Genomic DNA, 22,587 nt, shown 5'->3' on the forward strand with positions numbered 1-22,587 from the left:
CGCCGCCTCAGATAGAGACAACCCTCATCGCAATAGCCATGACTCCCGACAACCTGATTCCGGCCTTGCGCGACATCGTGGGGGCCGCCAATGTTCTGACCGACGACGACTGCGCCGAATACGAATCCGATTGGCGCCAGCGCGTGCGCGGCAAGGCGCTGTGCGTGGTGCGGCCCGGCTGCACAGCCGACGTGGCGGCGGTCGTGCGCGCGTGCGCACAAGCCGGTGTGTCCATCGTGCCGCAAGGTGGCAATACGGGGCTGGTGGAAGGCTCGGTGCCCGATGCCAGCGGCGAGCAGGTCATCATGAGCCTGCGCCGCATGCAGACCGTGCGCGCCATCGACGCCGCCAACATGACGATGACGGTGGATGCCGGTGGCGTACTCCAATCACTGCAGGACGTGGCAAGCGAAGCCGGCATGCTGTTCCCGCTGAGCCTGGGTGCGGAAGGCAGTTGCACCATCGGCGGCAACCTGGCAACCAACGCGGGCGGCACACAGGTGCTGCGCTACGGCAATGCGCGCGAGCTGTGCCTCGGGCTGGAAGTCGTGCTGGCCGACGGCCAAGTCTGGGAAAACCTGCAAGGCCTGCGCAAGGACAACACCGGCTATGACCTGCGCAATCTGTTCATCGGCAGCGAGGGCACGCTGGGCATCATCACGGCGGCCACGCTGCGGCTGTATCCGCAACCCGCCGCGCAATTGACGGCGTGGGCCGCTGTGCCATCACTGCAAGCGGCCACGGCATTGCTGGCCCTGTCGCACCGGCATCTGTCTGCCGCGCTCACGGGTTTTGAGGTGATGAGCCAGGAAGGGCTCCGGCTGGTGGACACGCACTATCCGCATCTGCGCGTGCCGATGTGGCGAGAAACGATGTGGTGCGTGCTGCTGGAAGCGTCCGACAGTGAATCCGAGGCGCATGCCCGCGCCCAGTTCGAACACCTGCTGGAAACCGCGATGGAAGACGGCATCGTCACCGACGCGATCATCGCCGAAAACATCCGGCAGGCGCACGACCTGTGGCACATCCGCGAGAGCATCACCCTGGCCCAGGCAGCCGAAGGTCCCAACATCAAACACGATGTCTCGGTGCCGATCTCGCGCATTCCCGAGTTCGTGGCGCAGACCGATGCACGGCTGCAGGCGCTCGCGCCCGGGCTGCGGCTCATCAACTTCGGGCACCTGGGCGACGGCAACCTGCACTACAACGTACAGCCGCCGGCCGGGGCGGACGGTGCGGCGTTCGTTGCCGCGCATGAGGCAGCGATTGGCGATGCGGTGTACCAGTCCGTCCACCACTTTGGCGGTTCGATCTCGGCCGAGCACGGCATCGGCGCGCTCAAGCGCGACCACCTTCCGCACTACAAGGCGCCGGTCGCCCTGCAGTTGATGCAGACCATCAAGCAGGCGCTCGACCCGCAATGCCTGCTGAACCCGGGGCGCGTGCTCGAACGGCGGCCGGGTCAGATGGCGCGATAGGTATCGCTCACGGCCATCGATTGCATCGGGCGGCGCAGCGTCGGATCGAACGGATTGATCTGCGTGGTCAGGCGATTGGCCTCGCGCAGCAGCATGTCGTAGACGATGGGCAGGCGCTCTGCGCTCAGGCGGTTGGCGAGCGTACCCACGGAAAGCGCGGCGACGACGTTGCCGTTGCGATCGAACACGGGCACGGCAATACCGGCCATGCCTTCGAGCAACCCGTCCGTCTTGGCGCTGTAGCCGCGCTCGCGTGCCTTCCTGACCTCGGAGCGCAGATAGACCTCGTCATAAACGCTGTAGTGCCGGATGCGCGGCAGGTTGTAGCGCAGCACCTCCTCCTGCTCCGCCTCGGGCAGGTGCGCGAGGATCACCAGCGCGCCCTGGCCGACGCCGAGTTCGATCCGGCCGCCCACATCGCCGGTGAACGTGCGAATGGGGTACTGCCCTTCCACGCGGTCCAGACATACCGCATCGAAACCCGAGCGCACCAGCAGCAGCACCGTGTCGCCCAGGCTGGCATTCAGCCGCAGCAGGGCCGGCCGGGCGACGGAGCGCAAGTCGTTCACCGCGCCCGCCTGGGCCGCCAGGCAAAAAAGATCCAGGCTCAACCGGTACAGCTTGTTCTGCTGATCCTGCTCGACCATGCCCTCCTGCGTGAGGCCCTGCAGCAGGCGGTGCGTGGTGGCAGGCGTCATTCCCAGCGTCTTGGCCAGGTAGGTGACGCGCACACCTTGGTGCTGCTGCTCCGCCATGGTGCGCAGGATCTGGAAAGTGCGGTGCATGGCGCTGCGCTGATGCGCGTCGTCGTCGGAATCTACGGACATAAAGCTGGAATGGACTGAATTTGGTTGATCGATTGTATTCCTGTGATCGGAATAAATACGAGAAAAATTCCAATTACAGCGTATACACCTAGGCAAAATCGATGTTTTGGCACACCTGTTGCAATAGCATATCCATATTGTTCAATTGGAAGAGTCTGGCGACGCCCCCAGTCGCAAGGGATGACCGATGAGTTTTCTGCGCCTGAACCATGTCTCCAAGCAGTACGGCGACCTCCGGGTCGTCCAGGACTTCAACCTGAACGTGCACAAGGGCGAATTCGTCTCGCTGCTGGGCCCGTCGGGCTGCGGCAAGACGACGACGCTGCAGATGATTGCGGGCTTCGCGGAGGTGACCGAGGGCTCGATCGAGCTGGACGGCAAGGACATCACCCGCGCAAAGGCCAACGCGCGCGGCCTGGGGATCGTGTTCCAGACCTACGCGCTGTTTCCGCACATGACGGTGCGCGAGAACGTGGAGTTCGGGCTGGAGATGCGCAAGTGCCCGGCAGCGGAACGCCGCGAGCGCGCCCTGCAGACGCTGGCGCTCGTGCATCTGGACAAACATATCGACCGCTACCCGCGTGAGCTGTCGGGCGGCCAGCGCCAGCGCGTGGCCCTGGCGCGCGCGCTGGTCATCAAACCGCCGGTGCTGCTGCTGGACGAGCCGCTGTCGAACCTGGACGCCAAGCTGCGCGAAGAGATGCAGTTCGAGTTGCGTGAAATCCAGCGCAAGGTCGGCACGACCACCATCATGGTCACGCACGACCAGGCCGAAGCCATGTCGATCAGCGATCGCGTGGTCGTCATGGAAGCGGGCCGCATCACGCAGGTGGATACGCCGCTGGCGGTGTACGAGCACCCTCGCAACGCGTTCATCTCGACGTTTGTCGGCAAGGCCAACCTGCTGCATGCGGCCGTGGTGTCCGGTGCCGATGGCGAACGTCACGCGGCGGTCGGGTCCGTGCAACTGGCGCTGCCGCCTGGCACGCCCGTGGGCAACAAGGTCGTGCTGGCGCTGCGCCCCGAAAAAATGACGTGCAACGCCGACGGCACCGGCCGCTGCGAAGGCCGCGTGACCGAACGCTTCTTCCTCGGCAACCAGTGGATGTACACCGTCGACACGCCGCTTGGCGCGATGCTGGTCTCAGCCGTCAACGATGGCGACGCCCCGCGCGAAGTGGGTCAGACCGTCGGCGTGGATTGGGAAGACCGCTATGTGCGCGTGATCGGCACCGAGGGGACCGCAGCATGAGCCGCAGACCGATCTGGGTGCCGTGGAGCATGACCGGCCCTGCGCTGGCGCTCTTCGGCGTGATGCTGTTCGTGCCCCTCGCGCTGAGCGTGATGCTGTCGTTCAACGCGTTCGACGCCGACAAGGGCCCGATTGCGGGCACCTTCACGTTTGCGCACTACCTGCACGTAGTGCAAGACCCGTACTACTACGAAATCTTCTGGCGCACGCTGCGCGTCTCGGCGCTCGTGACGCTGATCTGCATCGTGATCGGCGCGCCCGAGGCCTACATCCTGAGCCGGATGCGCAAGCCCTGGCGCTCGATCTTCCTGCTCATCATCCTCGCTCCGCTGCTGATCTCGGTCGTGGTGCGCGCATTCGGCTGGAGCATGCTGCTCGGGCCCGAAGGCCTGATCAACGCGGCGTTCAAGGCGGTCGGCATCGGCCCGGTCAAGCTGCTGTACAACGAGACGGCCGTGGTCATCGCGCTGGTGCACGTGATGCTGCCGTTCATGGTGATTCCGGTGTGGACGTCACTCCAAAAGCTCGACCCGTGGGTGGAAAACGCCGCGCTGTCGTTGTCGGCATCGCACTTCACGACGTTGCGCCGCGTGGTGCTGCCACAGGTCATGCCGGGCATTCTGTCGGGCAGCCTGATCGTCTTCGGCCTGGCAGCCAGCTCCTTCGCCATTCCGGGCCTGCTGGGCGGGCGCCGCGTGAAGATGGTCGCCACGCTCATCTACGACGAATACCTGAACGAACTGAACTGGCCGCTGGGCGCAGCCATCGCGCTGATCCTGCTGGCGGCCAACCTCGTCATCATGCTCGGCTGGAACCGCATGATCGAAGGCCGCTACAAGAAGACGTTGGGCTGAAGGAGCGCACATGCAAAAGAACGGACCGCTCGCGCTCATCTTCAACGCGCTCGTCATCACCTTCATGCTGGCACCGCTGGTGATCGTGTGCATCGTCGCCTTCACGCCCGAAGAAACGCTCACGCTGCCCACCAGTCATTTCTCGCTGCGCTGGTTCGACCAGGTGCTGCATCACCCCGACTTCGTGCAGTCGTTCTGGAACAGCCTCTGGCTGGGGCTGGCCGCGGCCACGCTGTCGACCGCACTCGCGGTGCCGGCAGCCATGGCCATCGTGCGCTACCGCGCGCCGGGGCTGCAGTATCTGCAAGGCGTGTTTCTGTCGCCGCTGATCATTCCGCACCTTGTGCTGGGCGTGGCGCTGCTGCGGATGTTCTCGCTGGTGGGCGGGCAAGGCAGCTTCGGCTGGTTGATCTTCGCGCACGCGCTGATCGTCACGCCGTACACGATGCGGCTGGTGATGGCGGCGCTGGTGGGCTTTGACCACTCGGTCGAGCACGCCGCCTATTCGCTGGGCGCGAGCAGCTTGACGGTGTTCCGCCGCATGACGCTGCCGATGATCCTGCCGGGTATCACGGGCGGCTGGCTGCTGGCCTTCATCAACAGCTTTGATGAACTGACGATGTCGATCTTCGTGGTGTCGCCCGCCACCGTCACGCTGCCCGTGCGCATGTACATGTACGCCACGGAATCGCTCGACCCGATGATGGCTGCCGTCTCGGCGCTGATCGTCTTCCTCACGCTCGCGTTGATGCTGCTGCTGGACAAGGTCTACGGCCTGGACCGAATCCTGATCGGCAAGCATTGAGACAGAGATCACGATGAATGCTCCTGCAAACCGCTCTGCCCGCGCGCAGCTCCAGCGCCTCAAAGAGCGCAACCGCCCCACGGTGGCCTTCGTGCTGGACGGCCAGCCCGCTGAAGCCCTCGCCGGGGACACCGTCCTGACGGCCGTGCTCACGCACACACGCCAGTTGCGCATCAATGAATTCAGCCAGCAACCGCGCGCCGGCTTCTGCCTGATGGGCGCATGCCAGGACTGCTGGGTGCGGCTGGCCGACGGCAAATCGCTGCGCGCCTGCCAGACCATGATCGAACCCGGCATGCACATCTGCACGCAGCCGGCCGGCAACGAGGGAGCCGCGTGATGACGCAACCCGCCCCCACGCTACAGCGGCAGTCGCAAGCGGACCTGCAGCCCGTCATCATCGGTGCCGGGCCGGCAGGTGTGCGTGCGGCGCAGACGCTGCTGGCGCACGGCCTCAAACCCATCGTGCTGGATGAAGCGCCGCGCTCGGGCGGCCAGATCTATCGCCGCCAGCCGGACGGCTTCGCCCGGAGCGCCGCAGATCTGTACGGCACGGAAGCCGAACGTGCGCAGGCCATACACGCCACCTTCGACCGCCTCCAACCGCAGATCGATTACCACCCGCAGACGCTGGTCTGGAATGCGCAGCCCGATCTGCTCGACCTGCTGCACGTGCCAACGCGCGCGGTCAGCAGCCTGCCGTGGCGCGATGTGATCGTCGCGACCGGCGCCACCGACCGCGTGCTGCCCATCCCGGGCTGGACGCTGCCTGGCGTCTATACGCTGGGCGGCGCGCAAGTCGCGCTCAAATACCAGGGCTGTGCAATTGGCGATGCCGTGGTGTTTGCCGGCACCGGCCCGCTGCTGTATCTGGTGGCCTGCCAGTACGCCAAGGCCGGCGCGAATGTCGTGGCGGTGCTCGACACCGCACCGGCCTCCGCGCGCTACAAGGCGGCACCGGCCATGCTGAGCCAGCCTGCCGTCATGGCCAAGGGGTTGGCGCTGGTTGCCTGGCTCAAGCTGCATGGCATTCCCATGCATCACGGCGTGCGACTGCTCCGCGCCGAAGGCGACGCGGGGGTCGAGCAACTCGTGTGGCAAGACAGCGCCGGCCGCGAGCAGCGCACGGCGTGCTCCGCGGTGGGCCTGGGCTACGGGCTGCGGCCCGAAACGCAGCTCGCCGATCTGCTGGGCTGCGCGTTCGAGTTTTCTGCGCTGCACCGCTGCCATGTGCCGCGCATCGATGCGATGCGGCGCAGCTCCGTCCCGGGCGTGTATCTGGCGGGCGACGGCGCGGGCATCATGGGTGCCGACGCCGCCGAGTCCTCCGGTGAATTGGCCGCGCTCGCCCTGTTGCAGGATCGGCAAATCACCGTCAATGCCGATCGTTTGGACGCGCTGCGCCAGCGCCTGCAGAAGATCGAGCGGTTCCGCCACGCGCTGGAAATCGCCTTCCCGTTTCCCGATGACTGGGCTACGCACGCCAGCGACGACCTGGTGGTGTGCCGCTGCGAAAACGTCACCGCGGGCACTCTGCGCCAGACGGCCGCGGAATGCGGCGTGCATGAACTGAACCGCCTGAAGGCGCTGTGCCGGGTCGGCATGGGCCGCTGCCAGGGCCGGATGTGCGGCGCGTCGGCAGCAGAAATCCTGGCGCACGCGCAGTCCGTGCCGCTGGCACAGGTGGGCCGATTGCGCGGGCAGGCCCCGATCAAGCCGCTGCCGCTGGATGTGACGGAGGTGATCGAACCGGAGGGCCACCATGCGTGAGCAGCTTGCATGCGACGTGGCCATCATCGGCGGCGGCATCATGGGCAGCGCGACCGCGCTGTTCCTGCGGCGGCGCGGGCTGACCGTCACCTTGCTCGAACGCGACCTGTGCGGCTCGCGCTCCAGCGGCGTCAATTTTGGCGGTGTGCGGCGTCAGGGGCGCTCCATCGAGCAACTGCCGCTGGCCCAGCGTTCGCACCAGATCTGGGGGCGCCTGACCGAGCTGATCGGTACCGAGGCCGAGTACGAACGCAGCGGGCACTTCAAGATCGCGCGCAGCGTGGCCGACATGGAATCGTTGGCCAGCTATGCAGCGCGCAGCGAGGGGTTTGGCCTCGGGCTGCAGCTCATCGAGGGCCGGGCCGCGCTGCAGAGAGTTTTTCCGATGGGCGGCGAACAGATCGTCGGCGGCTCGCTGTGCCCGGAAGACGGACAAGCCAATCCGCGTCTGCTGTCGCCCGCATTTGCCCGCGCCGCCCAGGCTGCCGGCGCCGATGTGCGCGAGCACGCGCCGGTGCAATCGGTCGAGCACGACGGCACGCGCTTCGTCGTCCATGCGCGCCAGCATGATCGCGATCTGGAGGTCAAAGCCTCCGCGCTCGTCAACTGCGCCGGGGCGTGGGCCGCCCAGTTTGCCGCGCAATGGGGCGAGCCCGTACCGATGTTCACCATCCCGCCCACCATGGGCGTGACCGAGCCGCTGCCGTTCTTCCTGCCCTGGAGCCTGGGCGTGGAAGGTGGCGGCATTTACTGTCGCCAGGTGCGGCGCGGCAATGTGGTGTTCGGCGGCGGGCGCGGCTACGTGCTGGATGACCAGCGCGCACGCTCGTCGCACGTGGCGATCCTGCGCCAGCTGCCGCAACTGGCGGCGCTGCTGCCGCAGCTCACCGGTGCCCACATCATCCGCACCTGGAGCGGCACCGAAGGCAACCTGCCCGACGACCAGCCCGTGATTGGCCCCAGTGCCCGCCGCCCCGGCCTGTTCCACGCGTTCGGCTTTGCCGGCGCCGGCTTCCAGCTTGGCCCCGGCGTGGGCGATGTCATGGCCGAGCTGATTGCCGAAGGCCGCACCACCACGCCGATCGAGCCCTTTTCCATCCAACGCTTTCTGCCACCCGCAGCTTGATGCACTTGATGCCCCAGGAGACCACCATGCTTGTGAAACACGCGAAAACATCGTTCACGTCCGTCATTGCTGCGGCTGCCGGTATGGCCCTGCTCGCCGCGGGCACCGCCCACGCCGACACCAAGACGCTGTACATCGGCATGAACGGCGGCAACATGGAACGCACCTACACGCAGTTCGTATTCCCGCCGTTCGAGAAGGCCAACAACGTCAAGGTCGTCGTCGTGCCCGGCACCTCGACCGACATCCTCGCCAAGGCGCAAGCCACCAAAGGCAAGGCACAGATGCACGTGATGACGCTGGACGACGGTGTCATGTTCCGCGCGATCGGCATGGGGCTGTGCGAAAAGCTCAAGCCCTCGGCGAACCTGTCGGCGGTGCCCGCCATTGCGCACCTCAAGGGTGATTACGCGGTCGGCTTGTCGATGGGCCTGACGGGCCTGGCCTACAGCACCAAGATCTTTGCGGACAAGGGTTGGACGCCGCCCACCTCGTGGGGCGACCTGGCTGACCCGAAATACAAGGGCAAGGTGGTCGTGCAATCCATGCCGGCTTCGTCGTTCGGGCTCGATGCTTTCCTGATGTTCAACCGCATGAAGGGCGGCACGGAAAAGAACGTCGATCCCGCCTTCAAGGCATGGCCGACCACCATCGGCCCGAACGTGGTCGAGTACATCCCCAACTCGTCGAAGGTGGTGGAGATGATGCAGGCCGGCGATGCGGCGCTGTTCCCGTACACGCTCACGCAGGTGGAGCTGATGAAGTCCAAGGGCATCCCGATGGAGTTCGTCGCGCCCAAGGAAGGCGCCGTCGTTCTGCTCACAGCGCAGTGCGTGCTGGCCAACAATCCGGATGCAGATCTGGCGCAGAAGCTCGTGGACTACCTGATCAGCCCCGAAGCCCAGGCGCTCGCCATGGAAAACGGCTCCTACAATCCAGTCAACCCCAAGGCGCCGCTCAAGGGCAAGGCGGCGGAAGAGCAGAACAAGATGAACACCATCCTGAAGACGGCCGTTGCGCTGGACTGGGACGTGATCAACGCCGAGCGCCCCGAGTGGAGCAAGCGCTGGAACCGCATCGTCGAGCGTTGAGCGTTACGCACCACCGCATCGCAACAGTTTTTCGATTGAACACGAGAGAAGAGCAAGGATTCACGCCATGTCAGATTCCCGAACACGATTGCAGACCGTACTGAAGGCCCTCGGCCTGGACCTGAAGGCCTATGAAGGCACGGACTGGACGAGCCGCGCGCCGCGCGATGGCACGGTATTGGCGACCGTGAAATCGCATACCGCCGGCCAGGCCGAGGCTGCCATCCAGAGCGCGCATCAGGCGTATCTGGCCTGGCGCATCGTGCCGGCACCCGTGCGCGGCGAACTCGTGCGCCGCCTGGGCGAGGTGCTGCGCACACACAAGGCGGCGCTGGGCGAACTGGTGTCGCTGGAGGCCGGCAAGATCACCTCCGAGGGGCTGGGTGAAGTGCAGGAGATGATCGACATCTGCGACTTCGCCGTCGGCCTGTCGCGGCAGCTGCACGGCCTGACCATCGCCAGCGAGCGCCCGGGGCACCGGATGATGGAAACGTGGCATCCGATGGGCGTGGTGGGCATCATTTCGGCGTTCAACTTTCCAATGGCGGTGTGGTCGTGGAACGCCGCGCTCGCCCTGGTGTGCGGCAACGCCATCGTGTGGAAGCCGTCGGAGAAAACGCCGCTCACCGCCATTGCATGCCAGCACCTGATGCAGCAAGTTGTTGACGCGTTCAATGCAGAGAAGCCGGGCGCCATTCCTGCTGGACTGAGCCAACTGCTGATCGGCGGGCGCGACGTGGGCGAAGCGCTGGTCGCCAGCCACCTGGTGCCGGTGGTCAGCGCCACGGGTTCGACGCGCATGGGCCGCCAGGTGGGCGTGAAGGTGGCGGAACGCTTCGGCCGCTCGATCCTGGAGCTGGGCGGCAACAACGCGATGATCGTCACGCCGTCGGCGGATCTGGAACTGGCGGCGCGCGCCATCACCTTTGCCGCCGTCGGCACGGCGGGCCAGCGCTGCACGTCGCTGCGCCGTTTGATCGTGCACCGCTCGGTGGCCGATACGCTGCTCGCTCGCCTGGAAAAGATCTACCAGAGCATCGCGATTGGCGACCCGCTGGCTGACGGCACGCTGGTGGGCCCGTTGATCGACCAGGCGGCCTTCGACGGCATGCAGCAGGCACTCGCGCAGGCCCGCGCCGAAGGCGGCGAAGTGCTGGGCGGCGAGCGCGTGCGCGAAGACCTCGGCGCCGACGCCTGGTACGTCCGTCCTGCGCTGGTCAAGATGCCGAAGCCGACCAAGGTGATGGAAAGCGAAACCTTCGCGCCGATCCTCTATGTCGTGACGTACGACGGCGGCACCGAACAGGCCATCGCGATCCAGAACGGCGTGCCGCAGGGCCTGTCGTCTGCCATCTTCACGGCCAACCTGAGCGATGCCGAGCGCTTCATGTCGTCGGCGGGCAGCGACTGCGGCATCGCTAACGTCAACATCGGCACGTCGGGCGCCGAGATCGGCGGCGCATTCGGCGGCGAGAAGGAAACCGGCGGTGGCCGGGAATCCGGCTCGGACGCGTGGAAGGGCTACATGCGCCGCGCCACCAACACCGTCAACTACAGCGGCGCGCTGCCGCTGGCGCAGGGCGTCCGGTTCGACGTTTGATCCGCGTCTGATCGATGAGATGTTCGGGCGGCGGCGCGCGATGCCCCGCCGCCTTGACGGTCAACACGCGCTCAACGCGCCGCGCCGCCCACATCCGTGATCGCGCTGTAGACCAGCGTGCGCAATTGCCGGCGCACAGGGTAGGCAGACGAAGGCAGCACCTGGGTCAGGAACAGGCCGATCAGATCCTCCTGCGGGTCCACCCAGAAGAAGGTGCCAGCCGCGCCGCCCCAGAAGAAATCGCCCGTGCTGCCGGGAATCAACGTAGCGGCCTGCGAGATCGTGGTTGCAAAGCCCAAGCCGAATCCGACGCCGTCGTACGCGGCCTCGCTGAACATCGAAGGCGGCGACAGGGTCGACATGTCGGCCCCGCCCGGCAGATGGTTGGCAGTCATCAGCGCCACCGTTTTCGGCCCCAGCAGGCGCACGCCGTCCAGCTCTCCGCCCTGCAGCAGCATGCGCGAAAAACGCAGGTAGTCGGCGGCCGTGGAAACCAAACCACCGCCACCGGAAATGAAGCTGGGCGGCTTCAGGTAAGGGCTGGTGCGCGGATCGTCCTGCAGGACCGGCCCGCGATCGGACACCACCTTCGAACCCATCGCTCCCACGGCATAGCACGCGCAGAAGCGCGACGCCTTTTCTTCCGGCACATGGAAGGCCGTATCGACCATGCCCAGCGGATCGAAAATCCGCTCCTTCAGGAAGGTCTCGAACGGGATGCCACTGATCTTGCCGACAAGGTAGCCGAGCACATCGGTGGAAACGGAGTAGTTCCACGCCTCGCCCGGCGAGAACTCCAGCGGCACGCCGGCCAGCTTTTCGATCATCTCGTCGAGCGTGCCGCCAGTGGCGATGTCGCCGAGCTTGAGCCGACGGTACGCTGCGTCGACATTCGTGTTCTGGTGGAAGCCGTAGGTCAGCCCCGAGGTATGACGCAGCAGGTCGACCATGCGCATTGGGCGCTTGACCGGGCGCGACTGGAAGCCTTCCATGAAGCCGCCGGCGTGCACGCCCAGGTTTGCCCATGCGGGAATGAACTTGCTGACCGGATCGTCCAGCGCAACCTTGCATTCCTCCACCAGCATCATGAACGCCACCGACGTGATCGGCTTGGTCATCGAATAGATGCGGAAGATCGAATCTTCAGCCAGCGGCACCTGGCGCTCGCGGTCGGCCCAACCCAGCACGGAGTTCAACGCCAGCTCGCCGCGCCGCCATACCTGGGTGAGCGTACCGGGCAGCTTGCCGGTCGCGATGTAGGCGTCATCGATGAAGCGCTCGACGCGATCGAGCCGATCGCGGGACATCCCCTGCGTTTGCGTGCCTTGCCTGTCCATGCCTTCTCCTTGCATTGATGCCAGACTCCGATCCGGCCTGCGCCGATGCTGACCCGCGCAGCCCGCCCAGCGACACTGTACAGCGCCGAACCATGGGCCGCGAGAGCGCCCTGCCAGCGCCTATGCTTCAATGCGGTTCGACCGCAACCCCGTCCCGACATGAAGCGCTTCGACGACCTGTACCTCTTCACGCGCGTGGTGGAAGCCGGTGGCTTTTCCGCCGCCGAACGCGCCACGGGCATCCCCAAGTCGCGCCTGAGCCGACGCATTGCCGAACTGGAAGCGCAGCTCGGCACGCGGCTGCTGCAGCGCTCGAGCCATCGCGTATCAGTCACGCCGGTTGGCGAGGCGGTGTATCGGCATGCGCGCGACATGGCCGACGCGTCGGCCGCCATTGAAGCGCTGGCTGGTGCAGCACGCAGCGAACCGGCCGGCGTGCTGCGCGTCGGCACATCGCCGTTGCTGGCGGAAACGCTGGTGGCAGGCTGGCTTGCCGAATTTGCCGACGCGCATCCGAAGCTGCGCATCGAGCTGGACTTGTCGAACACGTACGTCGACCTGATCGAGCACCGCATTGACGTGGCGATCCGCGCGGCCACGGGGCCGCTGCCCTCGCGCGATGTGGTGGCGCGGCAGCTGGCGGTCTCGCCGCGCGTGCTGGTGGCGAGCCCCGCACTGATTGCGCGTGTGGGCGAGCCGGACACGCCGGCTTCGCTGGAAGACTTCCCCTGCCTGGGGCAAGGCTCGCTCACACGCAGCCGCGATTGGGTGCTGCAGGATGCGCGCGGCCATCGGCTGTCGCTGCCGATTCGCCCGCGCTTTGCCAGCGACAACATCATCGCCCTGCGTGAAGCCGCCATCGCGGGCCTGGGCCTGACCATCCTGCCGCAGCATTGCTGCCATGCGGCGCTTGCCAGTGGCCAACTGCGCAGGGTGCTGCGCGGCTGGACGCCTGAACCGGCCGACCTGCACGCGCTCTATCCGTCGCGCGCTGGCGTGCCGCCTTCAGTGAAGGCGCTGGTGGCGTTCCTGCGCGAGCGCTTTGCCGCCGAAGCCACCATGCAGCCGATGCCTTGACGCTGCGCGCTACTTCACCACGCGGCCAAGAAAGTCGAGCATGCGTGCGCCAATTTCCGCATGGTGCGTCTCCAGCGCAAAGTGGCCGCTGTCGACAAAGTGGATCTCCGCATCCGGCAGGTCGCGCTTGAAGGCCTCAGCGCCAGGCGGAATGAAAATGGTGTCATTGCGGCCCCACACTGCCAGCAGCGGCGGACGATGCGCGCGGAAATACGCATGCAGCGCCGGATACAGCGCCACGTTGCTCGCGTAATCGAGGAACAGATCCATCTGGATGTCGAGCTGGCCCGGACGGCTCAGAAAATATTGATCCAGCAAGTAGCCATCCGGCGCGACGCGCGTCGGGTCAGGCACGCCATCCAGGTATTGCCACTGCGTCATTTCGTCGGAGACGAGTGCATGCAGCTCGCGGCGATGCGCTTCGTCGGGGTGGTTCCAATACGCCTTGATGGGCGCCCACGGACCTTCGCCCAGCCCTGCCTCATAGCCGTTGCCGTTTTGCGTGACGATGGCGCTGATGCGCTCCGGATGCGCCATCGCCAGGCGCCAGCCCACCGGCGCGCCGTAATCGAACACGTAGATTGCGTACCGCGACAGGCCGATCGCCTGCGTAAAGCCATCGACCACATGCGCAAGGTTGTCGAACGTGTAGCGGAAACCGCTCGGCACCTGCGTCAGGCCAAAGCCGGGAAAGTCCGGCGCCACCACGCGATAGCGCTCAGCCAACTGCGGAATCAGGTTGCGGAACATATGCGATGCGCTCGGAAAGCCGTGCAACAACAGCACGGTGGGCGCATCGGCGGGGCCGGCCTCGCGATAGAACATGCGTACACCTTCAACATCCACCGTGCGATGACGCACAGCGGTGGGGGCATACGCATCGACAACCAGATCAGCGGTTCGGGCAGGGGCGTTCATGGCAAGGCTCCGGATGGGTTTCGAGAACAAGCAACGAAACCATCGTAACCATGTAAACAACGTTTTTCAAGTTACATGAAATTTTCCCATCGCTCGCATGCCGATTTGTGATGTGAAACAAAACGGGCACGCCGTCTGGCGTGCCCGCGCGGGAAGCGATGCAGCAGAAAAACTCAGGTGAGTCGCTCGAGCGCCTGGGCCGCAATGCGCCGCGTGATGGCTTCGGCCGAGTCTTCCGTGGCCAGCTGGCCGGCCTGACCCGACCACAGATTGATGAAATCGCCCGAGCCGGTCGGCTCCGTCTTGGCGCGCAGCGGCGCCAACGCGCCGCCGGCTGTCGGAAAGGCCGGCGCAAACGGGCTCATCGGGCCGATCTCGCGCATCAGCCGGTTGACGATGCCGCGCGCCGGTCGGCCGGTAAACAAATTGGTGAGCGCGGTGTCGGCATCCGTTGCCTGCTTGAGCGCCGCGCGATGAATGGCCGATGTCTTGGCCTCCGGCGACAGCATGTAGGCGGTGCCGATCTGCACGGCCGACGCCCCCAGCGCCAACGCTGCCACCAAGCCGCGCGCATCGCCAATGCCGCCGGCTGCAATGACGGGCACTTTCACCGCATCGGCCACCTGCGGCACCAGCGCGAACGTGCCGACCTGCGATTCGATCGTCTTGGCGAGGAACATGCCGCGATGGCCGCCCGCCTCGTTGCCCATGGCAATGATGGCGTCTACGCCACGTGCTTCCAGCCAGCGCGCCTCTTCCACCGTGGTGGCGGCGGAGATGATCTTCGCCCCTGTAGCCTTCACGCGGGCCTGCAACTCCGGTGTCGGCAGGCCAAAGTGGAAGCTCACCACCTCCGGCTTCAATTCCTCCACCAGCGCGCAGGTCGCCTCGTCGAACGGCGCCCGGTTGACGGCCGGCGCTTGCGCATTCAAATCGATACCGAATTCGGCGTAGTACGGCGCCAGATGGGCACGCCATTTGGCATCGCGCTCAGGGTCCGGCTGCGGCGGCGTGTGGCAGAAGAAGTTCAGGTTGATGGGGCCGCGCACGGCCGCCCGAAACTGCTCGACCTGCTGGCGGATCTGCTCGACGTTGAGCATCGCGCACGGCAGCGAACCGAGGCCCCCGCCCCGCGCCACGGCAATCGCCAGCTCCACGCCGGCCACGCCCGCCATCGGTCCCAACACGATGGGCACTTCGATGTTGAACAACTCCAGCACGCGTGCATCGGGCCATGCGCTCATGATCGTCTCCGGCAAGTTACTTGGATGACACATGGTAATGCGGTGGGCTTTTCAGCGGATCGATCCGTTGAAACGCACGCGCAACAAGTAACTGGCATAGTTTATTAAATTGGTTACAATTCAACCCACCGCCTTTTCGAAAATCGCCATGCCCGCACCCGCTGCTGCCGCCGATGCTCCCCTGCTGATCGCCGACGATCCGGTGCTGGACATGCTCAACACCGTGGCCAACATCAACGGCCAGACGCACGATTTCTGGCAGAACGACGCCGATGTCTCCGACTGGCTGGTACGCGCCGGCTGGCTTGCCGAGCCCGTGGCGGGCCGCTATCCGCCCGGCGTGCTGCTGGCCGTGGCGCGGCACCTTCGCGAAGTGATTCGCACCTTGGTGGAAGCACGCAAGTCGGGCCGTGCGGCCAGCGCCGATGCGCTCAATGTGTTCCTGCGGCAGGCGCCAAGCCATCCTGTGTTGATCTGGGAAAACGGCACCCCGCGCGTCGAGCGCCTGCGGCCCACCGATTCGGTCGAGCAATGTCTGGCGCCGCTGGCCGAAGCCGCCGCGCATCTGCTCGCCGAAGGCGATTTCCAGCTCGTGCGCGTGTGCGAACACCCCGAATGCACGCTGTGGTTTTACGACCGCACGAAGTCGCACAAGCGCCGCTGGTGCAGCATGGCCCTCTGCGGCAACCGGCACAAGGTGGCGGAATACCGCAAGCGCCAGCAGGGCTGATTGCACTTCAGTCGTTCCAATGCTGGAACGCCGCGTCGCGGCCAAACGGGCTGCGCACAAGCCGGCGGGTTCGTAACCTGTTCTCCCGAAACATCGCACCCATTCAGGAGAACAGCATGTCTGAAACTCAAGCCACCCCGTCCACGACTGCACAACGCCTGGCAGGCCGCACCGCCATCGTCACCGGAGGCTCGCGCGGCATCGGCGCCGCCGTGGCGCATCGACTGGCCGCCGACGGCGCGCGCGTGGCCGTGGTCTATCGCAGCAACGCCGCAGAAGCCGATGCCGTGGTCAACAGCATCCGCAGCACCGGCGCACAAGCCATTGCCGTGCAGGCCGACGTGAGCGATGCCGTGTCGGTTGACGCAATGGTGAGCATCGTGCGCGAGGCCTTCGGCGCCATCGACATCCTCGTCAACAATGCCGGCATTCTGGAAAACCAGCCGGTCGGCAGCATCGACCTTGCGTCGTTCGACGCGCAGTTCCGCACCAATGCGTTCTCGACGATTCTCGTCACGCAAGCGGTGCTGCCGCATGTGCCGGCGCGCGGCGGGCATATCGTGAACGTGTCTTCCAGCCTGGTGTACCGGCCGCGCGCAGGGCTCGCAGTGTATGCGGCAAGCAAGGCCGCCGTCAGCGCCCTCACCCACGCGTTTGCCGTAGAACTGGGCCCGCGCAACATCACCGTCAACGCCGTGGCCCCCGCCCTCACGCGCACCGACATGACCGCCCCGATTCCCGATGAAGTGAAAGCGCGCATGCGCGAATCAACCCCGATGGGCCGCCTGGCCGAGCCGCAAGACATCGCCGACGCCATCGCCTTCCTGGCCTCGGACGACGCCCGCTGGATCACCGGCCGCACCTTGATGACCGATGGCGGATTCATCTAACAACCCGTCCCTCCTGCCGAGGCAGGCTAAGACGCCAGCCCAGGCATACGAACGGTGTGGCCGTACCCTGCCCTATGCGGCGCCTTGAATTTTTGTGAGCGGGCGGAAAAAGGAAGGAGGCTGTCTGAGCGCAGCGAGTTTGCCTCCTTCCCCGCGCGGTCACGGAAATTCAAGGAAGGGGTCGCCGCATCGGGCGCGCCTTTCTTTGCTTACCTTTCTTTGGCAAGACAAAGAAAGTAAGTCGGCCCCGCCAGGGGCCGAAACCCAACAAAAAACCAGAACCAAAAGCCGCACCCGAAAAAACACACGAGCGCAGCACTCAACCAAAAACTCACTCAGCCAACTGCTTCACAAGCCGATAAAGAAACTCCCGCCCGTCATACAACCGCGCAATCTCGATACGCTCATCCAGACCATGCGTGCGGAGGTCAGCCGGCTCGGTAAACAACCCCGACACGCCATACATCGGAATGCCGGCATTGCGCATGAACCGGCTGTCGGTCGCGCCGGTGCTCATGGCAGGAATCACCGGCACATTCCACATCTGCTGCGTCAGCGCTTCCACCGTCTTCACCAAGTCGCCATTGAGCGGAGACGCCGGGCTCGCCAGCGGCTTGTTGACGTAGCGCACGCTGATCTTCTCGTTGCCGATCACCTGCTTCAACTGACGATCGATATCGGCGGGATCATCGTGCGGCAGGATGCGGCAATTGACGGTGGCCTTGGCCGATTGCGGCAGCGCGTTCTCGGCGTGGCCGGCGTTGACCATGGTGGCCACGCACGTCGTGCGCAACTGGGCGTTGTAGAACGGAATGGCCGAGAGCCGATCGATCGCGGCCTGGTCCGGCTTGCCGGTGCCGACCGAACGCATGTCGTCCGCCAGTTGCCCCGTGGCCAGCGGTGCGCTGCGGGCAAAGTAAGTTTGCGTCACGTCGGCCAGCTTGACGGGAAACTGATACGCCCCCAGCCGATCCAGCGCGGCCGACAACGCATAGATCGGGTTCGTCTTCGTGGGCACCGAACTGTGTCCGCCCACGTCACGCACTTCGAGCTCGTACGTCGTGTACATCTTTTCGGCCACCTGAATGCGGTGCAGCACCGGCTTGCCGTTGCGCAGCTCGCCACCACCGCCTTCATTGATGCCGAACTCGGCCTTCACCAGCTCCGGCTTGTTGTTGACGATCCAGTACGCGCCGTTGGTCGGCACATCGCCGCGTTCCTCGTCGGTGGTCAACGCCAGGATGATGTCGCGCGATGGCTTGAAACCTTCCTGCTTGAGCTGCCCGAGCACTGACACAAAAGCCGAGGCCATCGCCTTGTCGTCGATCGCGCCGCGCGCGGTGAAATAGCCATCGGTCTCCTGCAGCTTGAAGGGGTCGGTCTTCCAGTCTTCGCGCTTGGCTTCCACCACGTCAATGTGGGCGAGCAGCAGCATCGGCTTCTTGCCGCCCGCCCCCTTCCAGCGCAGCACGAGATTGCCCTTTTTCGGGAAGGGCTCAAGCACCTGCATGTCAGCGGCGGCAAACCCTGCATCGCGCAGGCGTTTTTCCATCGCGCGCGCGGCCTGGGTCGTGTCACCGGCCGAATGCGTCGTGTTGATCTCGACCAGCTCTTTATAGATGTCGTGGTAGCGCTGCTGCTCGGGCGTGAGCGTGGTAGGCGCGGGCTTGCTGGCAGGAATGGTCTGAGCGAACGCGCCGGCGCTGCATGCCAACACGGCTGCAGACACCAAGACGCGAACGGGAACACGACGACACTGGGAACGCATGACACCTCCGAATAATCGTTATGTGAACCGGCTCATGGCTCTTGGCGAGTGGCTCGGGGGCGTAGCAGGAGCATGAGCGGCTTCTGGATGCACCGCATAAAACAAAGCGGGGCCGACCCGAAGGCCGACCCCGCAGTGTAGCGCCGCGGCAGCCATTTCGCTGCCGGGGCAACCCATCAGGAACGTGCTTTACATCGCCACGCGGAACACCGCCACGGCACGACGCAGCTCATCCGCCTGTTCTTCCAGCGCCTGCGCAGCGGCAGCGGCTTCTTCAACGAGCGCGGCGTTCTGCTGCGTCACGTCGTCCATCTGCGTGACGGCTTCGTTGATCTGCTCGATGCCGGTGCTTTGTTCAGCCGAGCCCGCACTGATCTCGCCCATGATGTCGGTCACGCGCTTCACGGCCACGACGATCTCTTCCATCGTCTTGCCGGCACGTGCCACCAGCGTCGAGCCGGATTCCACACGCGTGGCGGAATCTTCGATCAACGATTTGATTTCCTTGGCGGCACCCGCGCTGCGCTGCGCCAGCGTGCGCACTTCACCCGCCACCACGGCAAAGCCGCGACCCTGTTCACCGGCACGCGCCGCTTCCACCGCGGCGTTGAGCGCCAGGATATTGGTCTGGAACGCAATGCCTTCGATCACGGCGATGATGTCGGTGATCTTGCGCGACGATTCGCTGATCTCGCCCATGGTCGTCACCACGTCCTGCACCACGGCGCCACCCTGCACGGCAATGTCGGAGGCGTTGACTGCCAGCGTGCTCGCCTGACGCGCGTTGTCGGCGTTCTGCTTCACGATGCTCGTCAGCTCTTCCATGCTCGATGCGGTTTCCTCCAGCGAGCTGGCCTGCTCTTCCGTGCGCTGCGACAGATTGGTGTTGCCCGCGGCGATCTGCTGCGTGGCGGACGCAATCGACTCGCTGCCGCGACGCACCGTCACCACGGTCTCCTTCAGCTTGGCTTGCATCTGCTGCAGGCCTTCCATCAGCAGGCCCATCTCGTCACGCGAGTGGATGCGCACGTCGGTGGTCAGGTTGCCGCCCGAAATTTCGTGGAAGTGCACGAGCATCTCTGCCAGCGGGCGCGAGATGGCGCGCGACAGTACGAGGTAGCACCCAGCCGCCAGCGTGATGCCCAAGGCAATCACGATGATGAATGCCCACACCAGCCCATTGAAGAAAGACTGCGCCCTTTCGTACGACGCAGTGGACACTTCCATCTGGATGGCATTGAGGCGATCGGACAACTCGGCGTACGCGCGGAATTGCGCAGGCATGGTTTCCATCGCGATGCGGTGAGCGCTTTCACTGTCACCGCGCTGGATAGCCGCAATGGCCTCGCCGATACCGCTCTTGACGATCTCACGCAGCTTCTTCGCTTCACCGGCCACCTTTTCTTCTTCTGGCGTGGAAAACGGCAAAGTCAGATAGCTCGCCCAAGCCTTGTCGCTGTTCTGGATCTGCAAATTGACACGGCCGATGGCGTCAGTGGCCTTGGCTGCGTCCGTTTGCGTGACGGCACGGTCCAATGCCGTACGCGCCTGCGCAAGCTTGGATTCCGCCTGCCCGAGCGCCCGGGTGGAAGCAAGGTTATTGGAATAGGTTTCCTTGAGCGCGGCGTTGGAGCGCATGTTGCCAACCAGGCCCAGCGCGCCGACCCCCGCCAGGAACACAGCCAGAACAAACAGCACCAGCGCCAGCCGTGCCTTGATGGAGAGCGTCTTCATATCTGTCGCGCGAAGTTGGGGAGCGTGAAGCGGTTCCTCTAAGGGAACTGAATTCAGCAAAACTAACGACAGATCCTCGGCAATCTTTAACCACATTGCGAGGGTTTCCCCGAAGAACAAAGTCCGGTGCGACTCTTAGCTCACGCCTGCACGCGCACCATCAATGCGTTATCGAGCAAGACGCCACGCACCGTCACGGTCTGGCGTGCGATCACTTCAAACCCGTTGCGGGCAAAGAAAGGCTCGGCGCTCAAGCTCACGTGGGCTTGCATACGCGGCACGTCGCGCTGCGCTGCCAAGCCGAGAATGTGGCTCATGAGTTGTTGCCCAATGCCTTGTCGCGCATGGTCGCCCGATACGAAGAAGTGATCGATATAGCCGTTCGCCTGCAAATCGGCATAGGCGACGGGGCGCCCGGCGCGTTCCACCACAAAGGGCTGGATGCGGCGGATGCGCTCGCCCCACTGGGCGACGTCGTAATCGGTGGGGGCCCAGGCCTCGCATTGCTCGGGGCTGTATCGGCGGGAGGCGATACCGTGCACGGCGGAGTGAAAGACGGCGTGCAGCAGCGGCTCGTCGCCAGGTCTGAAAGCGCGTATGACAACGGGCAGGGCCTGAAGTGGTGCGTTCACGATCATTGCCCCGCGTGCGGCAGATCCATCGATGCCAGCACGTCCTTGATGTGCTGCGCCGCCTGCTGGGCGTTCTGCGCAGCGGGAACCGGCGGCTGCTGATCGGTCGAGAGGTTGCGCACGTGGTCGTCAATGCTGATGCCGGTGCCGAGCGGCGCCAGCATTGCCGCCGACTCATGCATGGCCCACTGGAAATCGTTGAGCGGCGCGTTGCGGGCGGCCTGCAAGCCGGCCGGGTTTGCTGCGATGGCACGCGCGACGACGGGCTCGCGGTCGTCATCGGGTGCGCTCAGCTCCAGCACGTGGCCGAGGTCGGGCGCACTGGCATCGCGGGCGGTGAGCGGGGTGCGGATGTTGTAGCGCATGCGCAGCGTCTTGATGATGGCGGTGTGATCATACGGCTGCGCCACATTCGAGCGGAAGATCGTGCCCTTGGGAATCCACGGCGATACCACCACCGCCGGCACGCGCACGCCCAGCCGGTCGAACGCGAAAAGCTGCCCCGGCTGCGGCGGGCTGGGCGGCACCGCGGCGGGCGGCGGCACGTGGTCGAAGCAGCCACCGTGCTCGTCGAAGGTGATGACGAGCAGGGTCTGATGCCACTGCGGCGAACTGCGCAGCGCGTTGTACACCTGCGCGACGAGGGCATCGCCGTAGCCTACATCGTGCGGCGGATGCATATCGTTGGGCCAGTCGAGATCGGCAAAGTAGCGCGGCTCGATAAAGCTGTACGAAGGCAGCTTGCCGCTGGACGCATCGTCGAGAAAATCGTCGAACAGGTGAAAGTGGTCCAGATGCAGCCACAGCCGCGTGAGCGTGAGCGACTGTGCGAAGTCGTGGTAATAGACGGCCCAGTCGTCGGGCACCACGCCGTCTAGCGCGTTGAACAGCGTCGGCATCAAGTACGGAAAATGCACCGGCGAGTTGTTCGGATAACCGTGCGCGGTGCCGGTGTGGACAAAGAACCGGTTGGGCCACGTCTGGCACGGCGCCGAGGCAAACCACGCATCGCACACGGCGTAATTGCGCGCCAGCGTGCTGAGCGCGGGCACTTGGTCCGACGTGAAGAAATGCATGATGTCGCGCGGGTCGCCACCGTTCTTGGCGTAGTTGGTGGTGAAGCCCTGCATGGTGGGCGTCTGCCCCAGCGGCATCTGCTGGCCGAAGAGCTGCTGGTTGATGTCGGTAAAGAGTTCGCCCGGGTCGGGATTGGGCAGCGTCATCACGTTGGCCGGCGCGGGCGTCGTCCACACGCGGATCGGCTGGCCGCCACCGTCTGGGTTGGTTTCTTCGCCCGACAGGCCGTCGAACTCCGCGCTCTTTGAATACAGCGTGCCGAACAGGTTGTCGAACGACCGGTTCTCCAACATCAGCACGACCACGTGGTCGATTGCGCCCAAGCCTGCCATGGTGGCCCCCTCGTTTCGTTGCGTTGCTTCGTTTTACGGGGCCGC

The 22,587-nt window shown here is 65.2% G+C and carries 20 protein-coding genes; 12 read left to right on the plus strand and 8 right to left on the minus strand.

What is annotated here, in order from left to right; genetic code table 11:
* Positions 1–38 precede the first annotated feature (38 nt).
* Positions 39–1,478 (plus strand): FAD-binding oxidoreductase, encoded by a 1,440-nt coding sequence (locus R2669_RS16225; protein ID WP_316901205.1) that lies wholly within the window; start codon positions 39–41, stop codon positions 1,476–1,478.
* Here the strand turns inward: R2669_RS16225 and R2669_RS16230 are convergent.
* The gene (locus R2669_RS16230) at positions 1,463–2,305 is read right to left on the minus strand and encodes an IclR family transcriptional regulator (protein ID WP_316874672.1); all 843 of its coding nucleotides are present in this window, start codon (positions 2,303–2,305) and stop codon (positions 1,463–1,465) included. The two genes, R2669_RS16225 and R2669_RS16230, sit on opposite strands and share 16 nt — an antisense overlap.
* A gap of 187 nt (positions 2,306–2,492) precedes the next feature.
* Between R2669_RS16230 and R2669_RS16235 the strand changes: the two genes are divergently transcribed.
* From R2669_RS16235 to amaB, 8 genes are all read left to right on the plus strand, one after another.
* Positions 2,493–3,557 carry an ABC transporter ATP-binding protein gene (locus tag R2669_RS16235; protein ID WP_316890641.1) on the plus strand — a complete coding sequence of 355 codons (1,065 nt, stop codon included), beginning with the start codon at positions 2,493–2,495 and terminating at the stop codon, positions 3,555–3,557.
* The gene (locus R2669_RS16240) at positions 3,554–4,411 is read left to right on the plus strand and encodes an ABC transporter permease (RefSeq protein ID WP_027679829.1); all 858 of its coding nucleotides are present in this window, start codon (positions 3,554–3,556) and stop codon (positions 4,409–4,411) included. Before R2669_RS16235 ends, R2669_RS16240 begins: the two co-directional genes overlap by 4 nt.
* A gap of 10 nt (positions 4,412–4,421) precedes the next feature.
* The gene (locus tag R2669_RS16245) at positions 4,422–5,216 is read left to right on the plus strand and encodes an ABC transporter permease (protein ID WP_027679828.1); all 795 of its coding nucleotides are present in this window, start codon (positions 4,422–4,424) and stop codon (positions 5,214–5,216) included.
* A 13-nt stretch (positions 5,217–5,229) separates the two neighbouring features.
* A complete protein-coding gene (locus R2669_RS16250; RefSeq protein ID WP_027679827.1) occupies positions 5,230–5,556 on the plus strand; it encodes a (2Fe-2S)-binding protein in 327 nt (108 codons plus the stop codon).
* On the plus strand, positions 5,556–6,986 hold the full coding sequence (locus R2669_RS16255) for an FAD/NAD(P)-dependent oxidoreductase (protein ID WP_316901209.1): 1,431 nt from the start codon (positions 5,556–5,558) through the stop codon (positions 6,984–6,986). Before R2669_RS16250 ends, R2669_RS16255 begins: the two co-directional genes overlap by 1 nt.
* A complete protein-coding gene (locus R2669_RS16260) occupies positions 6,979–8,112 on the plus strand; it encodes an NAD(P)/FAD-dependent oxidoreductase (protein WP_316901211.1) in 1,134 nt (377 codons plus the stop codon). Before R2669_RS16255 ends, R2669_RS16260 begins: the two co-directional genes overlap by 8 nt.
* A gap of 26 nt (positions 8,113–8,138) precedes the next feature.
* Entirely contained in the window at positions 8,139–9,203 is a 1,065-nt protein-coding gene (locus R2669_RS16265; protein WP_316901213.1) for an ABC transporter substrate-binding protein, read from the plus strand.
* Positions 9,204–9,270: 67 nt separating this feature from the next.
* A complete protein-coding gene (gene amaB, locus R2669_RS16270; RefSeq protein WP_316901215.1) occupies positions 9,271–10,803 on the plus strand; it encodes an L-piperidine-6-carboxylate dehydrogenase in 1,533 nt (510 codons plus the stop codon).
* Positions 10,804–10,874: 71 nt separating this feature from the next.
* On the opposite strand, the gene R2669_RS16275 is transcribed toward amaB, so the two are convergent.
* Entirely contained in the window at positions 10,875–12,140 is a 1,266-nt protein-coding gene (locus R2669_RS16275; protein WP_316901217.1) for a serine hydrolase domain-containing protein, read from the minus strand.
* Positions 12,141–12,299: 159 nt separating this feature from the next.
* On the opposite strand from R2669_RS16275, the gene R2669_RS16280 reads away from it, so the two are divergent.
* Positions 12,300–13,217 (plus strand): LysR substrate-binding domain-containing protein, encoded by a 918-nt coding sequence (locus R2669_RS16280; RefSeq protein ID WP_316901219.1) that lies wholly within the window; start codon positions 12,300–12,302, stop codon positions 13,215–13,217.
* Between the two features lie 9 nt (positions 13,218–13,226).
* On the opposite strand, the gene R2669_RS16285 is transcribed toward R2669_RS16280, so the two are convergent.
* Both R2669_RS16285 and R2669_RS16290 read right to left on the minus strand, forming a co-directional pair.
* Positions 13,227–14,135 (minus strand): alpha/beta fold hydrolase, encoded by a 909-nt coding sequence (locus R2669_RS16285; RefSeq protein WP_316901220.1) that lies wholly within the window; start codon positions 14,133–14,135, stop codon positions 13,227–13,229.
* A gap of 173 nt (positions 14,136–14,308) precedes the next feature.
* Entirely contained in the window at positions 14,309–15,379 is a 1,071-nt protein-coding gene (locus R2669_RS16290; protein WP_316890627.1) for an NAD(P)H-dependent flavin oxidoreductase, read from the minus strand.
* Positions 15,380–15,527: 148 nt separating this feature from the next.
* Here R2669_RS16290 and R2669_RS16295 point away from each other — a divergent pair, with 148 nt between their 5' ends.
* Both R2669_RS16295 and R2669_RS16300 read left to right on the plus strand, forming a co-directional pair.
* Positions 15,528–16,109 (plus strand): CGNR zinc finger domain-containing protein, encoded by a 582-nt coding sequence (locus tag R2669_RS16295; protein ID WP_316890625.1) that lies wholly within the window; start codon positions 15,528–15,530, stop codon positions 16,107–16,109.
* A gap of 116 nt (positions 16,110–16,225) precedes the next feature.
* A complete protein-coding gene (locus R2669_RS16300) occupies positions 16,226–16,999 on the plus strand; it encodes an SDR family NAD(P)-dependent oxidoreductase (RefSeq protein ID WP_316901222.1) in 774 nt (257 codons plus the stop codon).
* Positions 17,000–17,330: 331 nt separating this feature from the next.
* Here R2669_RS16300 and R2669_RS16305 read toward each other — a convergent pair whose 3' ends face one another.
* The 4 genes from R2669_RS16305 to R2669_RS16320 all read right to left on the minus strand — a co-directional run bounded on the left by R2669_RS16305 (position 17,331) and on the right by R2669_RS16320 (position 22,542).
* On the minus strand, positions 17,331–18,767 hold the full coding sequence (locus R2669_RS16305) for a M20/M25/M40 family metallo-hydrolase (RefSeq protein ID WP_316901224.1): 1,437 nt from the start codon (positions 18,765–18,767) through the stop codon (positions 17,331–17,333).
* Between the two features lie 189 nt (positions 18,768–18,956).
* On the minus strand, positions 18,957–20,501 hold the full coding sequence (locus tag R2669_RS16310) for a methyl-accepting chemotaxis protein (protein WP_316901226.1): 1,545 nt from the start codon (positions 20,499–20,501) through the stop codon (positions 18,957–18,959).
* Between the two features lie 140 nt (positions 20,502–20,641).
* Positions 20,642–21,133 (minus strand): GNAT family N-acetyltransferase, encoded by a 492-nt coding sequence (locus R2669_RS16315; protein WP_316890619.1) that lies wholly within the window; start codon positions 21,131–21,133, stop codon positions 20,642–20,644.
* 2 nt (positions 21,134–21,135) lie between these two features.
* Positions 21,136–22,542, minus strand: coding sequence for an alkaline phosphatase family protein (locus tag R2669_RS16320; protein ID WP_316901228.1), 1,407 nt, complete (start codon positions 22,540–22,542; stop codon positions 21,136–21,138).
* Positions 22,543–22,587 lie beyond the last annotated feature (45 nt).

It is taken from the genome of Ralstonia edaphi (assembly GCF_958350185.1).
Classification (GTDB): Bacteria; Pseudomonadota; Gammaproteobacteria; order Burkholderiales; family Burkholderiaceae; genus Ralstonia; species Ralstonia edaphi.